Genomic DNA, 13,675 nt, shown 5'->3' with positions numbered 1-13,675 from the left:
CCGGCCGCTCTACAGGCCCGTAGGCGTCGGTCGCGACGTGGGACGATGTGCGACGCCACCGGCAGCGTCGACGCGCTGTGTTGCAAAAGCGGCGACTTTCATGAAGGCGCCGCCTCTTGCTGTGTCATTGCAGGGTGATGACGCCGCCCACCGCTCGCCACTCGGAGGGCTGGATCAGGGTGGGCGACGCGCACGGAATGCAGCGGGCCTTCGATCTCACGTTCCCAATAGTCGAGGAAATGCTTCAGCGTCGGGAAATCCGGGGTGATGTCGTATTCCTGCCAAATTAAGAGCTGCAGCAGGTCCTGATAGTCGGGAAGACGATAATGGATCTCTGCCGTTATCGGGCCAAAACCCTGCATCTGGAGCCAGAAATCGTTACCGTCCTCCGCATGGAAAAACGCCTCCGCTTACTCATCGGTTCCGGCCGCCGGCAGGCGTGCCGGGACCGACAAGGATGTCGGAAAGGCTGCGCCGCGATTTCAAGCCGCATCCGTCAGTTCAAATTCTGGAATAGCGCCACAATTACAGTGTGTTGGCACTCGACCATGGCGAGTGCTAAAATTTTTTCGGCGTCCTCTTGAAAGCCTGAATCGGCAGACTAATTCGATATGCGCGATGCCTGAGCAAGGGTCGCGCACCGTCGCATCGGCCGTTGTACCGGCCGGCTGCGAAGGGAGGTCCAAGAAAATCTGTTTGTCCTATGAGGAGAACGACATGGCGTTCCGTCCATTGCATGACCGTATCCTGGTCCGCCGCATCGAGGTCGACGAGAAGACCGCGGGCGGCATCATCATTCCCGACACCGCCAAGGAAAAGCCGCAGGAAGGCGAAGTGATTGCCGCCGGTCCCGGGGCGCGTGACGATAGCGGCCAGCTGCAGCCGCTGGACGTCAAGGTCGGCGATCGCATCCTGTTCGGCAAGTGGTCCGGCACCGAGATCAAGCTCAATGGCGAAGACCTGCTCATCATGAAGGAGAGCGACGTGTTGGGGGTGATCGAATTGACCGGCGAAGTGAAGAAGGCCGCCTGAGCGGGGCCGCAACAAGCAATCAGTCAACGAAAAGCTGCCTATTTGAAGGAGTTATCCAATGGCTGCCAAGGATGTGAAATTCCATACCGAAGCCCGCGAGAAGATGTTGCGCGGCGTCGATATTCTCGCCAATGCGGTGAAGGTGACGCTCGGTCCCAAGGGCCGCAACGTTGTCTTCGACAAGTCGTTCGGCGCCCCGCGCATCACCAAGGACGGCGTGACGGTGGCGAAAGAGATCGAGCTTGAGGACAAGTTCGAGAACATGGGCGCGCAGATGGTGCGCGAGGTCGCCTCGAAGACCAGCGACACCGCCGGCGATGGCACCACGACCGCGACGATTCTTGCTCAGGCCATTGTCAGGGAAGGGGCCAAGGCGGTCGCTGCCGGCATGAACCCGATGGACCTGAAGCGCGGCATCGACAAGGCGGTCGACGCCGTCGTCGCCGACCTGAAATCCAATGCCCGCAAGGTGACCAGGAACGACGAAATCGCCCAGGTCGGCGCCATCTCTGCCAATGGCGATGCCGAGATCGGCCGTTTCCTCGCAGAGGCGATGGAAAGGGTCGGCAATGAGGGCGTCATCACTGTCGAGGAGGCCAAGACCGCTGAGACCGAGTTGGAAGTGGTCGAAGGCATGCAGTTCGACCGTGGCTACCTCTCGCCCTATTTCATCACCAACCAGGACAAGATGCGGGTCGAACTTGAAGAACCCTATGTGCTGATCCACGAGAAGAAGCTCTCCAACCTGCAGGCCATGCTTCCCGTGCTCGAGGCCGCCGTGCAATCCGGCAAGCCGCTGCTGATCATCGCCGAGGACGTCGAGGGCGAGGCGCTGGCGACGCTGGTCGTCAACAAGTTGCGCGGCGGCCTGAAGGTTGCAGCCGTCAAGGCGCCGGGCTTCGGTGACCGCCGCAAGGCCATGCTGGAAGACATCGCCATCCTGACCGGCGGCACGGCGATCTCGGAAGACCTCGGCATCAAGCTTGAGAACGTCACGCTGGAGATGCTTGGCCGCGCCAAGAAGGTGCTGATCGAGAAGGAGAACACCACCATCGTCGACGGTGCCGGCCGCAAGGATGAAATCCAGGCGCGCATCAGCCAGATCAAGGCGCAGATCGAGGAAACCACCTCCGACTACGACCGCGAGAAGCTGCAGGAGCGGCTGGCCAAGCTCGCCGGCGGTGTCGCCGTCATCCGCGTCGGCGGCTCGACAGAGATCGAGGTCAGGGAGCGCAAGGATCGCGTCGACGATGCCATGCACGCCACACGCGCGGCGGTCGAGGAAGGCATCCTGCCCGGCGGCGGCGTGGCGCTGCTCAGGGCGGCGAAGGCGCTCGACAACGTCGCCGTCGACAATCCCGACCAGAAGACCGGTGTCGACATCGTGCGTCGCGCCATCGAAGCGCCGGTGCGCCAGATCGCCGAGAACGCCGGTGCGGAAGGTTCGATCATCGTCGGCAAGCTGCGCGAGACGACCGACTTCGGCTATGGCTGGAACGCGCAGACCAACGAGTTCGGCGACCTCTACGCACAGGGCGTCATCGATCCGGCCAAGGTCGTGCGCACTGCGCTGCAGGGCGCCGCCTCTGTCGCCGGCCTACTCGTCACCACCGAGGCGATGGTGGCCGAGAAGCCGAAGAAGGAAGGGGCCACGCCGGCGATGCCTGCCGGTGCCGGCATGGATTACTGACGCCAGGCCTCTGAGGACAAACGACCGTGCCCGCCGATGCGAAGGCGCGCACGGTCGTGCCCGGACCATATGCAGGTGTTGCCATGGACATGATGAACAGTTTTGGAAAGATCGCCGCGCCGACCCTACCCAGGACCGATTTCAACTATGAAACGGAGTGCAAGACGGCGCTGGCGCCGCTTGTCGACGGATTGCTTGACGCAGTCGAGTCGGCCGGTTGGGATCGCCGCAAGGCGGCCTTTACGCTGATGTTCCTGTCGGCTCAGCGATTGGGAGCCGGCAAAGGGGGAGGAGATGATTGCGGCGCGGATGCGTGAGTGCCTGCGCCTGCTGAGATGGTCGGAAACCGATTTCGCCGAAGAGGCGGGCTATGCGGTCTCCAGAGCAAGGAACTGGCTCTGCGGGCGCGAGCATCCGCCTCTCGGCGTGGTGGCCTGGCTGGAGGCGCTGGTCAAGGCGCATCGGTCGCTACCACGGCCGAGCACGCCGGCCGTGCCGGCTCGCCGGCTCGCCGGCGCCACGTCTTCTATCCTGATGTCAGCTGCGTCCGAAATTCGCGCGGAACCGGCCAGATTCTTGAACCCGGCCAGATTCTTGAACCCGGAATGGAGACAGTTGAACTCCGAAAGGAGAGTGTCATGGATCGTTCTTCTTTTGAAAAGCCGGTCACCATCCTTACCGGCCTAGGCACGCCGTCGAAGATAGAAAGCGGCGCTGAAGCCTATGCGCTGCTTGCCGACTGGCCGGCGGCGAGCCGGACGGCCGCGCATGACATCGCCGCCAAGGCTTGCCGGGCCGCGATGGACGGCGAGATCGACGCCGAGACGGCGCGGGCGACATTCGTGGCGGTTGCCCGCCGCAACAATCTCCTCGCGCCGCAGACGAGCTCACCGGTCGCGGGTGGGACGATTGCCGATTGGGCGACGCGTTCGCCGCGTGTGAACGCACCCGCTTGACGGACGAAAAATCGCGAGAGCGGGGAAACCTGTGCTAAGCCCGTGGCAGCAGCCTGCGCATGATGAATGACGCATGGCCTTCCACGCCGTGCGACGCAGGCCTGCGCTCGACCACTTCGAACCCGTGCTTGCGGTAGAATGCGATCGCCCGGTCATTCCCTTCGATCACTTCGAGGGCGATGCTGGGGATGCCCGAATGGGCGGCAAGGACGGCATGCAGCATATCGGCGGCCAGCCCCGTGCCGAACTCGCTCTTGTCGATGTGGAGCCGGTCGAGCATGACGTCGCCGGTTTCGTCCATTTCGGCCATCGCGTAGCCGGCAATCGAGCCGTCCGGCCGTTCCGCGACGAACGACATCTTGTTGTCGTCGGCCAGTTCCGCCGCGATCTTTTGCGGCGCGTGACGGCCGTCCGAGATGCGTGCCGTGGTCTCGGCGCCGATGATCGGCGAATAGGTGCGGCGCCAGGACTCGCCAAGGAGCTGCGATACCGACGGCACGTCCTGTTCGGTCATGGTTCTGATCTGGGTCATCGCTACCTCCCCGGCAGTTTATTGCATCGCAGCCTTCGCTCCTCGGATCACCGCCTCACTCGCGATTTCAGCCAGCGGTCGAAGGCTACCGCGAGGATGAGGATAAGGCCGATGACGATGCTTTGGGTGTAGGACGAGACGTTGTTGAACTGCAGCCCGTTCTGCAGCACGCCGATCAGCGCCGCGCCCACCACCGTGCCGCCGACCGAGCCGATGCCGCCGAACAGCGAGGTGCCGCCGATGACGACCGCTGAGATCACTGTCAGCTCGTAGCCGATGCCGGCGACGGCTTCCGAGGAATTGAGCCTCGCCGACAGCACGAAGGCGGCAAGGCCGGCGAAGAAGCCGACGATGACATAGACCGAGATCAGGATGCGGTCGACGCGCAGGCCGGACAGCCTTGCTGCCTCGGCATTGCCGCCGACGGCGTAGACGGCGCGGCCGTAGCGCGTGTAGCGCAGCACAATGTGGCACAGGATCGCGGCAATCGCGAAAATGATCGCCGGCACCGGAACCGGTCCGATCAGGCCGGTGCCGAACCAGCGCATCGAGGCATCGAAGCCGGAGATCGGGCCGCCGTTGGAGATCGTCAGCGTCAGGCCGCGAAACACGGTGAGACCGCCGAGCGTGACGACGAAGGGCGGCACCTTCAGCCTGGTGATGGCAAAGCCCTGGACGCCGCCGGCCAGGGCGCCGACGACGACGGCGGCCAGAAGGGCGGCGAACCAGCCATAGCCTTGCGTGCCAGAGGTGGCCAGCGACAGCGTGTTGGCGGTGCCGCCCTTGGCCACCACCGCCGCGACCATGCCGCAGAAGGCCAGCAGCGAGCCGACCGAAAGGTCGATGCCGGCGGTGAGGATGACGAAGGTCATGCCGAGCGCGATCAGCCCGGTGATCGAGATCTGCCGCATGATGTTGAAGATGTTGATGGGGTCGATGAAGCTCGGCTTCAGCACGGTGAAGACGACGATCAGCAGCGCCAGGAACATCAGCGGGCCGAAGCTCATCAGCAGGCGCGCGACATTGATGCCGCCGCGCTGGCTCTGTTCGGTCGTGCTGGTCATTGCGTCGCTTCCTGCTTTTGATCGAGCGCCATCAGTTCCATCAGTTTTTCCTCTGTCGCCTCGATGCCGGGCATCTCGCCGGTGATGCGTCCGCGCCGCATGGTGACGATCCTGTCCGACACCGCAAGCACTTCGGGCAATTCGGACGAGATCATCATGATGGCGATGCCGCGCGCCGCGAGCTGCACCAGGATCTGATGCACCTCGGCCTTGGCGCCGACGTCGACGCCGCGCGTTGGTTCGTCCACGATCAGCACCTTGGGATCGCGCGCCAGCCAGCGAGCGAGGATGACCTTCTGCTGATTGCCGCCGGACAGCCCCTCGATGGGCTGCTCGGGCGAGGCCATGCGGATCGACAGCGTCTTACGGTAGCTTGCCAGCGCTTCGCGCTCGCGCCGCTCGGTCATGAAGCCGGCGGCGTTGGAGTAGCGGCCGAGTGCGGCGATGGAAAAGTTGGTCAGGATGCCGAGCGCGGCGAAGATCGCCTGATGCTTGCGGTCTTCCGGCACCAGGCCGATGCCGAGCGCGATGGCGTCGGCAGGTGTTTCAGGCGCGATCGGCTTGCCGTCGAGCGTGATGGTGCCGGCGGCAATGCGGTCGGCGCCGAAGATGGCGCGGGCAAGCTCGGTGCGGCCGGAGCCGACGAGGCCGGCGACACCGAGGATCTCGCCCGCCTTGAGATCGAGGTCGACGCCTTCGAGCACGATCGCGTGCGGCGCCTGCGGATCGCGCACGGTGCGCAGGCCGCGCACCGAGAGCCTGACGTCGCCGGCGACGTCGCGCAGTGTCGGCCTGGCATAAAGCTCGGATGCGGCGCGGCCGACCATCTTCTCGATGATTTTCGGCAGCTTGATTGGCCCGCCCTCGCGATCGAGATGGCCGGCCAACCTGCCGTCGCGCAGCACTGTCATGCGATCGCAGATGGCAGAGGCCTCTTCCAGCCGGTGGGTGACGAACATGATGGCGACGCCGTCCTTGCGCAGCCGGCCCATGATCGACATCAGTTTCTGCACTTCGGTTTCGGTCAGCGCCGAGGTCGGCTCGTCCATGATGATGAGGCGGCTCTTCAGCGACAGCGCCCGGGCGATCTCGACCAGCTGCTGCTCGGCCACCGACAGTGCCGACACCGGCGTCGCCGGGTCGAGATCCAGACCGACGCGGGCTATGATGCCGCGGGAGGCTTCCTCCATCTTCCGCCAGCTCACCAGGCCGAGCGGCCCGAGCGGCGCGCGCCCGATGAAGATGTTCTCCGCCACCGTCAGCGTCGGGATCAGGCTCAGTTCCTGGTAGATGGTGACGATGCCGAGGCGCTTGGCGTCCTGCGGATTGTGCGGAGCGAATTCGACGCCGTCGAAGACGATGCGGCCGCTGGTGGGCGGCATCACGCCGGACAGGATCTTGAGCAGCGTCGACTTGCCGGCGCCGTTCTCGCCGAGCAGGCCGAGGATTTCGCCGGGCCGAACTTCGGGCGAGACATCGCTGAGCGCGGTCACGCCGGCAAAGCGCTTGGTCACGCCCTCGACGGCGAGGAGGGCCGGGGATAGCGACGGCGCTGCGGCTTCTGCTGGAGACAAGCGATCCTCCTTGAATTCCGATTCCCACGCAGGCTGGCGGGACAGCGCCCCCCTCTGTCCTGCCGGACATCTCCCCCACGAGGGGGGAGATTGGATGTCGCCTTGGCTTTCGCCAATCTCCTGCGTTGCAAAAAAGGCGCTATCGGCGAAGCTGCCGATCTCCCCCCAAGTGGGGGAGATGCCCGGCAGGGCAGAGGGGGGCGCGACAGAACGCTACTTTTGCTGCTGTGCGCCCCTTTTGTGCTCCTACTTCGTCTCGCCAAGCCTTTCAGCCTTATCGAGATTGTCCTTGCCGATGACGATCGGCGTCAGCAGCACGAGCTTTTCCTTGGGCTCGGTCTTGTCCTTGGCATAGGCGACGGCGATCTGCACCGCGGTGCGCGACTGCTCGCCGGGGAACTGTTCGACCGTGCCGGCCAGCTTGCCGTCGCGCACGGCGACCAGCGCTTCGGGGAGCGCATCGAAGCCGTAGATCTTGACGTCGGTGAAGTTGCGCGCCGCACAGGCTTCAACCGCGCCAAGCGCCATGTCGTCGTTGGCGCAGATGATCGCGTCGGGCTTGCCGTTGGCGGCAAGGCCGGCTTCGGTGACGGACAGCGCCTCGGCGCGGGCGAAGTTCGCGGTCTGCTCGAAGATGATCTGGTATTTGTCCTTCAGCGGATCGAGAACATTGTGCACGCCCTTGTTGCGGTCGATCGCGGGCCCAGCACCTGGCTGGCCCTGCAGATGGAAGATTTTGGCGCCGTTCGGGAACGCCGCCACCATGGCCTGCGCCTCAGCCTCGCCGCCCTTGACGTTGTCGGCGCCGACATGGGCGAGGATGCCTTCGACGCCGTCGACGCGGCGGTCGATGGTGACGACGGGAATGCCGGCCTGGACGGCTTGCTCGATGGCCGGCGCCAGCGCGTTGACGTCGAGCGGCGAGATGACGATAGCGTCGACCTTCTGCACAAGCGCCGCCTCGATATCGGCGGTCTGCTTGGGTGCCGAATTCTGGCCGTCGCTCTCGGTCAGGTTGACGCCTTGCGCCTGCGCCTCCGCCTTGATCTGGTTCAGCATGTGAACGAAGAACGGAAAGCCGAGGCTCGGCACCGAACCCAGGATGGTCAGTTTGTCCTGGGCGACGGCAAGTTGCGGAGCGGCCAGCGCCAATGTGCCCATCGCCACGGACGACAGTAGGAATTCACGTCTGTTCATCAATTTAGTCTCCTCCACATGAGCGCACGACCCCGAAAACCGGAATGGGTCTCCGGCAGGTTCATGCGTCGATCTAGAAATGGAGTGTCCTTTGAGCGCCCAAGGGGACGCAACGGTGCTCCAGCCGGTCCACCGCGACGTTCTCCTCCGCTCGGTGCCTGCGGGCGGATGCTAGCCAAGGCCGGAGGTTTGCGCAAGAACGGGCGGATTCGACTCGGGGCCGCGTCATGTGCCCAGCGCCGCCGGTGCTGCTCATGATGTTGTCGGCATTTGCACTTCATCCCATCCAGCCAACTCGAGACCGGACCGTATCCGCTCCCGATCTTCCGAGCGCATCATCTGAAGGTCCGCCATGATTGCCTGTTCGGTCAGGCCGGGATTTAGGCGGCGGCCTTCCCTCGCGCAGGCCCTTGCCTTGTCGATATTGCCGTCAAGCGCGTGACAGGCAGCCAGCCGCGCCCATTGCCAGGCACTCTTTCGCGGAAGGCAGGAAAAAGACGCCGCCGCTTCCGGGTAGCGACCAAGGACAAGCAGGGCCTCACCCCGGTCGTAATAATACCAGGCGGGATGCATCGGATTGAGTTGGATCGCCTGGTCCAGCAGCATCAGGCCGGTCTCGCCATGACCGCGTATGACCTCGAAAAAGCCCGTCTGGGCCAACGTGTCGGCGTCGTAGGGATTAAGATCCAATGCGCGCGCGAAATGGCGTGCGGCGGCGTCGAATTCGGCCAGGTAGATAAGGATCAAGGCCAGGATGCGGTGGCAACGGGCCTCGTCCGGGTTGAGTGCCGTGGCGTGCAGGGCACGGTCCCGCGCCTGATCAAGCAAGGCGCGAGGCGCGCCGCCATAGCCGCCTATGATCATGTCCGCTAAGGCGAGATAGGCGTGAGCGAGCCCCGAATCCGGATCGCGTTCGAGCGCCTTCAGCAAATGTTCGCGGGCCTGCTGGTTGACGCCCTCGCCATAGCTGCGCAGAAGCGCCATGCCGCGCAAGATGTGGACATAGGCTTCGACGTTGGCGGCGGGCGCCGGGGATGTGCGCCGCATGGCAGCGCTCTCGATGTTGGCGACCAGCGCGGTCGCAATCCGTTGCGCCACTGTTCTCTGAAAAGCGAAAATCTCGCTCGTCCTGAATGAAAACGTCTGCGCCCATATGCGCCGGCCGGACGCTGTCTCGGACAGGACGACGTGCGTGCTGTAGCCGCCGTCGGCGCTCTCGACGCTGCCTTCCGCAACATAGTCGGCGCCGAGGCGCTCGGCGGTCGCCCAGATGTCCTGGTCGGAATGTTCGGCAAGCGCGAAGGCCGAATGGCGTGCCAGCACCGCGATGGTCTTGAAGTAGGAAAGCGCGTTGATGATCTCCTCGACCGCGCCGTCGAAGAGCGGCTTTGCCGTCGCATCGTCAAGGTTGACGCGAAACGGCAGGATGGCGACCATCGGCTCGGGCGCGCGTTCAATCTGAACCACAGCCGTGGCCGGCGGCAGCGAAGCGGACAGGCCGTCGTCGGCAGCCTGGAACATGTAGCCGCGCCGGGGCACGGTGCGAACCAGCGACTGCGTCTCGTCGCCTATGCATTTGCGCACATCGCGAATGCATTGCGTGAGCGAATCTTCTGTCACGATGGTGCTGGGCCAGACCGCCTGTAACAGTTCGTCCTTGCTCAGCACTCGGCCGGGATTACGCACCAGGAAGGCCAGCAGGTCGAAGGTCTTTGGCCGCACCGGCACGATCTCGCCGTCACGCCGCAATGTGCCGCGGTCGAGATCGAGAACCGAGCTGCCGACCTGGTGTGCCAAGCTCCTGCACCACCGCTGCGCCTGATTGCGCAGCGATCATCGGAGCCGCATAAGCCTGTAAAGGTCAAGCCCGAAAGATGCCGGAAAGGCGCTGCCACAGGCGCGGCCTCGTTTCTGCTGGAATCGTTTTGGCAGGGATCATGGCTGTCTCACTCGGCGTCAGCAGGTCGAGATAGTGCAGCATCTGAGCCGTTTCGCCGCCACAGAATTCAACGTTGCCCGTCGACAGGATCCGGTGCACCGCTTCCCGTGCCAGAGCCGACGGGAGGAATGGTTCCTCAACCTTCGCATGCATGTTCGATCTCCAGGGTTGGTGCCGGCAAGGGCGTGCCGGATTGCAGTGATCCGAGGTAGGCGGCGACCTTGCCCTGCAGCCGCCATAGCGTGGCGTCGCGGATGTTGCGGGCTTCGAGCTGAACGACGGTGCGGCGCAGATAGTCGGCGCAGCTTCCGATGTGGCCGGCGGCGAGCGACAGGATTTCCACCGTGGTCTGCTCGTTAAGGCCTGCGGCATAGGCGGGGCCATTCCGGTCGGCGACGAAGGCGATGGCCCGAAAATTCCCAGCCGCGCCTCGAACCGAGATCCAGCGCGGAATGTTGGTCGGCGGGTTGGCGCTCATCTCACGGCGCAGCAGCCGGTCGATTGCCGCGTCGATATCAAGGTCGGGGAGACGGTAGACGACACCGCGGCAGCTGCCGCCACGGTCGAGCGCAAGCATCAGCCCGGGCCGCTCGCGCGTGCCGCGCCAGCGGGTCAGCCACAGCGAAAATCGCCGATGCCAGCCATGCACGGTCGCCGGTCGCTCCTCGACGAATTCGAAGCATGGGTTCCACAGCAGCGAGCCATAGGCGAACACCCAAACGTCACGCGGGCGTCCCGCAAGCAGCTGCGTGCGAATGTCGGCATAGTCGCGATCCTCCAGATTGCGCAGTCCGGGCGCCGAGCCGGCGTCTTCGATCTTGCGATCGATCCTGGCGAGGAGGTCTTCTGTCAGGGCGATTGTCATGGCCGCTCATCGGGTTTGTCTCCCGAGAGAGCATCGCCGCGACATGGCCTCCGCGTCCTGAACGGATGCTGATATTGTGCTGAAATCGAATGGAGCGCAGCGGCTGGTCGGAGCGGCGTGCGAGAAGCTTTCGGCTTCGAAGCGCGACATCACAATCGGCCAGATGCGGTGTTTAGGGTTCTCCATTTGTAGTATCCTGCGTCGGCAGCAGTTGAACCCGTCTCTCCGTCCGGTGGCAGGAAATTTGCCATGAACCGCATCGCGACGTCTTCGCCGGCTCTATCCGACCGCGAGCGCGCGGTCGCGGAGAAGTTTGCCGCCGGCCTGACCTATCGCGAGATCGGCGAGGCGCTGTTCATCGCCCCCTCGACCGTCCGCACCCATCTCGCCTCGATCTATGAAAAACTTGGCGTCCGCAACAAAGTTGCTCTCGCATCGTATTTTGCCGGCGCCACCAGCGCGCAGCCGGCTCCGTCCTTGTCCGACGCCTCGCCGGTGCTCGCCATATTCCCGATCGAATGTCTGAATTCCGAAGAGCGCTGGCAGCGCTTTGCCGACGGTCTGTCGTCGGACATCACCATCGACCTGGCGCGATACGCGGGCTTGCCGGTCATCGCTTTCCACACGATGAAATCGCTGGGCAGCAAGCCGGCCGACTTCGCGGCGGACGGCAAGGCGCTGGGCGCCACCTATCTCGTGTCGGGCCAGTTGCGCGCCGAAGAGCGGCGGGTTCGGTTGACGATAGAGCTTGCCGATGCGGAGAACGGCGTCAGCCTTTGGAGCGAGCGCTACGACCGTCCGGTCGAGGACGTTTTCAAGCTGCAGGACAGCCTGACGGAAGGCGTCATCAATGTCCTTGCTGGCTGTTTTGGGGCGATCGCCACGGTGGGCCGCAATGCGGTCCGCCGCAAGCCGCCGGCCAGCCTGCGGGCCTACGACTTTTATCTGCTTGGCGTCGAACAGCACAACATGTTCAGCCGCGCCGGCAATGTCGAGGCAATCCGCCTGCTTTCACGAGCGCTGGAGCTTGACCCAACTCTGGTCAGGGCCTGGACCGAGCTTGCCTATGCCTATTCCATCGAGGCCTGCAACGGCTTTGGCGACGATGTGCCGGGCTCAATCGAGAACTGGCGGGCGGCGGTCGAAAACGCCTTGCGGCTCGACCCGACGGACAGCGCCGCCCACACCTGCCTTGGCGATCTCAAGGGATGTCTCGGCGACTTTGAGGGGGCAGAGCGCGCGTATCAGCGTGGCTTCGAATACGGCTCCAATCATGCCGACACGCTGGCGCTGCTGGCCGGCAGCAAGGCCCTGGTCGCCGGCGATCCGGCCGAGGCGATCCCGCTCATCGAGCGCGCCATGCGCCTCAATCCACTGGCCCCGCCCTGGTATTTCGGTATGCAAGGCCGCATCCTGTTCGTCGCCGGCAGGCATCGCGAAGCCATCGCAGCGCTCCGCAGGAGTTCGCCGGATTCTCCGAACGTGCTGATGTTTTTGGCGCTGGCGCACGCAGCCGTGAGCGAGACCGGCGAGGCGGCCAGGATTGCAGCCCGCTTGAAAGCTGAATTCCCGGACTTTTCGGTCGAACGCTTCATCGCAGCCTATCCCGTGACAAACCCGCATGCCGTGCAAGCCATACGCGACGCCGCAAAGCTGGCAAGGCTCGGTTGAGGCCTTGCCGAGGAGTCCGCGACTACGCATTGCCCCGATAATCTCTCAGTCTGCCACCGCCGGCTTGCCGATTTGGATTTTCGATGCGGGCGTCACACTGCATCTCGGCGGTTTCCGGCGTGCGAAGCCAGCGCGCGCTCGGCTCGCCCGTCCTGGAGCAGCAGCAGGTCGGCCTTTGCCCATAGCAGGTAGCAGACGAGCAATGTCAGCGGCGCAGCAACGAGCGTCGACGAAGCGCCCGACCACACCGGCGGCAAGGCACCGCCGATCGCCGCCGCCGCCGCTACCATCGCCGGAAGGCGGCTGGCCAGCACGGCGCTGCGGAACGGGTCGGGCCAGGTGGCTTGCCAGCCGGGCAACGGCCTGCCGGCCGCGAAAGCGCTGCCAAACTTGCCGAGTGCATGCAGCAGGCCCGAGGTCGCCGCAAGCACAGGCTCACCGAACAGGAACAGGGCGATGCCAAGCCCAATCGCCCCGACCCCCGACAGTATGTCGCCAAGGCGGTTCAGGGACGCGTCGGGGCTCGGCTTTCTAGCCCAGGCGCGGCAGTAGATTTCGCCGCTGTAGAAGAAGACCAGCGTGGCCAGTGTCAGTGCCATGGCGGCGATGCTGCCGGCGAAATAATCGAGGAGCGCGGCAGAACCACTCAGGCCGGGACCTCGCGGCACGGCGACGATCTGGACCGTGACACCCGTCACCAGCCCGAGCGCATTGCCGAGATTGTAATATCCGCCGGGACCGACCATGCGCGAGCGGATTGCAGCGGTAAACCGCGACAGCGCCCGCACCACCCGATACCAATCGGGGATAGCGCTTTTCGGCCGCAGCCTCGGTAACGGTTTTTCGTCGAGCATCGACGGTTCGAAGGACTGGACATCGGCCAGCGCCGAGGCGTTGCGCCGGCCGGCTGGCGTGCCGTCCAAATGGTACAGCGCGTGATCCAGGCGGAGTGGCGCATGGTCGTCTTCGAGCCCCATCAAATCCCCCTCATGAGTTACGACGTCCCAGTGGGTAGTGGGATGGTTTGCTGCCCGCCCGGCGCGTTTGCCTGAGGTGTCGCCCGGCTGTCTGGCGGCAGCATCGGGAAGGTTTATGGACGCTCGTTGACAGCCCACGGCGCTGAGCGGATCGAAATATATCCGGCACGGTCTTCTG

General features: G+C 64.5%; 14 protein-coding genes. 5 read left to right on the top strand and 9 right to left on the bottom strand.

The window, feature by feature from the left end:
• Positions 1–98: 98 nt before the first annotated feature.
• Positions 99–362, bottom strand: a complete 264-nt coding sequence (locus tag CIT25_RS01320; protein ID WP_425351722.1) for a hypothetical protein — start codon at positions 360–362, stop codon at positions 99–101.
• Positions 363–717: 355 nt separating this feature from the next.
• On the opposite strand from CIT25_RS01320, the gene CIT25_RS01315 reads away from it, so the two are divergent.
• From CIT25_RS01315 to CIT25_RS01300, 4 genes are all read left to right on the top strand, one after another.
• Complete coding sequence (locus tag CIT25_RS01315; protein WP_095482859.1) at positions 718–1,032, top strand: co-chaperone GroES; 315 nt, start codon at positions 718–720, stop codon at positions 1,030–1,032.
• A gap of 58 nt (positions 1,033–1,090) precedes the next feature.
• A complete protein-coding gene (gene groL, locus CIT25_RS01310) occupies positions 1,091–2,722 on the top strand; it encodes a chaperonin GroEL (RefSeq protein WP_095482766.1) in 1,632 nt (543 codons plus the stop codon).
• A 26-nt stretch (positions 2,723–2,748) separates the two neighbouring features.
• A complete protein-coding gene (locus CIT25_RS01305) occupies positions 2,749–3,039 on the top strand; it encodes a hypothetical protein (protein ID WP_095482765.1) in 291 nt (96 codons plus the stop codon).
• Positions 3,040–3,360: 321 nt separating this feature from the next.
• On the top strand, positions 3,361–3,678 hold the full coding sequence (locus tag CIT25_RS01300; RefSeq protein WP_095482764.1) for a DUF982 domain-containing protein: 318 nt from the start codon (positions 3,361–3,363) through the stop codon (positions 3,676–3,678).
• Between the two features lie 34 nt (positions 3,679–3,712).
• On the opposite strand, the gene CIT25_RS01295 is transcribed toward CIT25_RS01300, so the two are convergent.
• The 7 genes from CIT25_RS01295 to CIT25_RS01260 all read right to left on the bottom strand — a co-directional run bounded on the left by CIT25_RS01295 (position 3,713) and on the right by CIT25_RS01260 (position 10,849).
• Positions 3,713–4,210: a GNAT family N-acetyltransferase gene (locus CIT25_RS01295; protein ID WP_095482763.1), complete on the bottom strand. Its 498-nt coding sequence runs from the start codon at positions 4,208–4,210 to the stop codon at positions 3,713–3,715.
• A gap of 47 nt (positions 4,211–4,257) precedes the next feature.
• The gene (locus tag CIT25_RS01290) at positions 4,258–5,274 is read right to left on the bottom strand and encodes an ABC transporter permease (protein ID WP_095482762.1); all 1,017 of its coding nucleotides are present in this window, start codon (positions 5,272–5,274) and stop codon (positions 4,258–4,260) included.
• Positions 5,271–6,848 (bottom strand): sugar ABC transporter ATP-binding protein, encoded by a 1,578-nt coding sequence (locus CIT25_RS01285; protein ID WP_095482761.1) that lies wholly within the window; start codon positions 6,846–6,848, stop codon positions 5,271–5,273. The genes CIT25_RS01290 and CIT25_RS01285 overlap by 4 nt, the downstream gene beginning before the upstream one ends.
• 246 nt (positions 6,849–7,094) lie before the next feature.
• Positions 7,095–8,045 (bottom strand): substrate-binding domain-containing protein, encoded by a 951-nt coding sequence (locus tag CIT25_RS01275; RefSeq protein ID WP_095482760.1) that lies wholly within the window; start codon positions 8,043–8,045, stop codon positions 7,095–7,097.
• Positions 8,046–8,297: 252 nt separating this feature from the next.
• Complete coding sequence (locus CIT25_RS01270; RefSeq protein WP_158302495.1) at positions 8,298–9,842, bottom strand: winged helix-turn-helix domain-containing tetratricopeptide repeat protein; 1,545 nt, start codon at positions 9,840–9,842, stop codon at positions 8,298–8,300.
• A 64-nt stretch (positions 9,843–9,906) separates the two neighbouring features.
• Entirely contained in the window at positions 9,907–10,137 is a 231-nt protein-coding gene (locus CIT25_RS01265) for a hypothetical protein (RefSeq protein ID WP_095482758.1), read from the bottom strand.
• Positions 10,121–10,849: a gamma-glutamylcyclotransferase gene (locus CIT25_RS01260; protein WP_095482757.1), complete on the bottom strand. Its 729-nt coding sequence runs from the start codon at positions 10,847–10,849 to the stop codon at positions 10,121–10,123. The genes CIT25_RS01265 and CIT25_RS01260 overlap by 17 nt, the downstream gene beginning before the upstream one ends.
• A gap of 249 nt (positions 10,850–11,098) precedes the next feature.
• Here CIT25_RS01260 and CIT25_RS01255 point away from each other — a divergent pair, with 249 nt between their 5' ends.
• Positions 11,099–12,520, top strand: a complete 1,422-nt coding sequence (locus CIT25_RS01255) for a LuxR C-terminal-related transcriptional regulator (protein WP_095482756.1) — start codon at positions 11,099–11,101, stop codon at positions 12,518–12,520.
• Between the two features lie 92 nt (positions 12,521–12,612).
• On the opposite strand, the gene CIT25_RS01250 is transcribed toward CIT25_RS01255, so the two are convergent.
• A complete protein-coding gene (locus CIT25_RS01250; RefSeq protein ID WP_206072906.1) occupies positions 12,613–13,497 on the bottom strand; it encodes a hypothetical protein in 885 nt (294 codons plus the stop codon).
• Positions 13,498–13,675: the final 178 nt, after the last annotated feature.

The organism is Mesorhizobium mediterraneum (genome assembly GCF_002284565.1).
In the GTDB taxonomy this organism is placed as follows: domain Bacteria; phylum Pseudomonadota; class Alphaproteobacteria; order Rhizobiales; family Rhizobiaceae; genus Mesorhizobium; species Mesorhizobium mediterraneum.
The sequence above is the reverse complement of the archived record's forward strand: the minus strand, read 5'-3'. Positions and strand labels throughout refer to the sequence as shown.

Bases quoted from the DNA above. Each gene is read 5' to 3' on its own strand.
- CIT25_RS01320 (WP_425351722.1), bottom strand. From the start codon at position 362: ATGCAGGGTTTTGGCCCGATAACGGCAGAGATCCATTATCGTCTTCCC.
- CIT25_RS01315 (WP_095482859.1), top strand. From the start codon at position 718: ATGGCGTTCCGTCCATTGCATGACCGTATCCTGGTCCGCCGCATCGAG.
- groL (WP_095482766.1), top strand. From the start codon at position 1,091: ATGGCTGCCAAGGATGTGAAATTCCATACCGAAGCCCGCGAGAAGATG.
- CIT25_RS01300 (WP_095482764.1), top strand. From the start codon at position 3,361: ATGGATCGTTCTTCTTTTGAAAAGCCGGTCACCATCCTTACCGGCCTA.
- CIT25_RS01295 (WP_095482763.1), bottom strand. From the start codon at position 4,210: ATGACCCAGATCAGAACCATGACCGAACAGGACGTGCCGTCGGTATCG.
- CIT25_RS01290 (WP_095482762.1), bottom strand. From the start codon at position 5,274: ATGACCAGCACGACCGAACAGAGCCAGCGCGGCGGCATCAATGTCGCG.
- CIT25_RS01275 (WP_095482760.1), bottom strand. From the start codon at position 8,045: ATGAACAGACGTGAATTCCTACTGTCGTCCGTGGCGATGGGCACATTG.
- CIT25_RS01265 (WP_095482758.1), bottom strand. From the start codon at position 10,137: ATGCATGCGAAGGTTGAGGAACCATTCCTCCCGTCGGCTCTGGCACGG.
- CIT25_RS01260 (WP_095482757.1), bottom strand. From the start codon at position 10,849: ATGACAATCGCCCTGACAGAAGACCTCCTCGCCAGGATCGATCGCAAG.
- CIT25_RS01255 (WP_095482756.1), top strand. From the start codon at position 11,099: ATGAACCGCATCGCGACGTCTTCGCCGGCTCTATCCGACCGCGAGCGC.
- CIT25_RS01250 (WP_206072906.1), bottom strand. From the start codon at position 13,497: ATGGGGCTCGAAGACGACCATGCGCCACTCCGCCTGGATCACGCGCTG.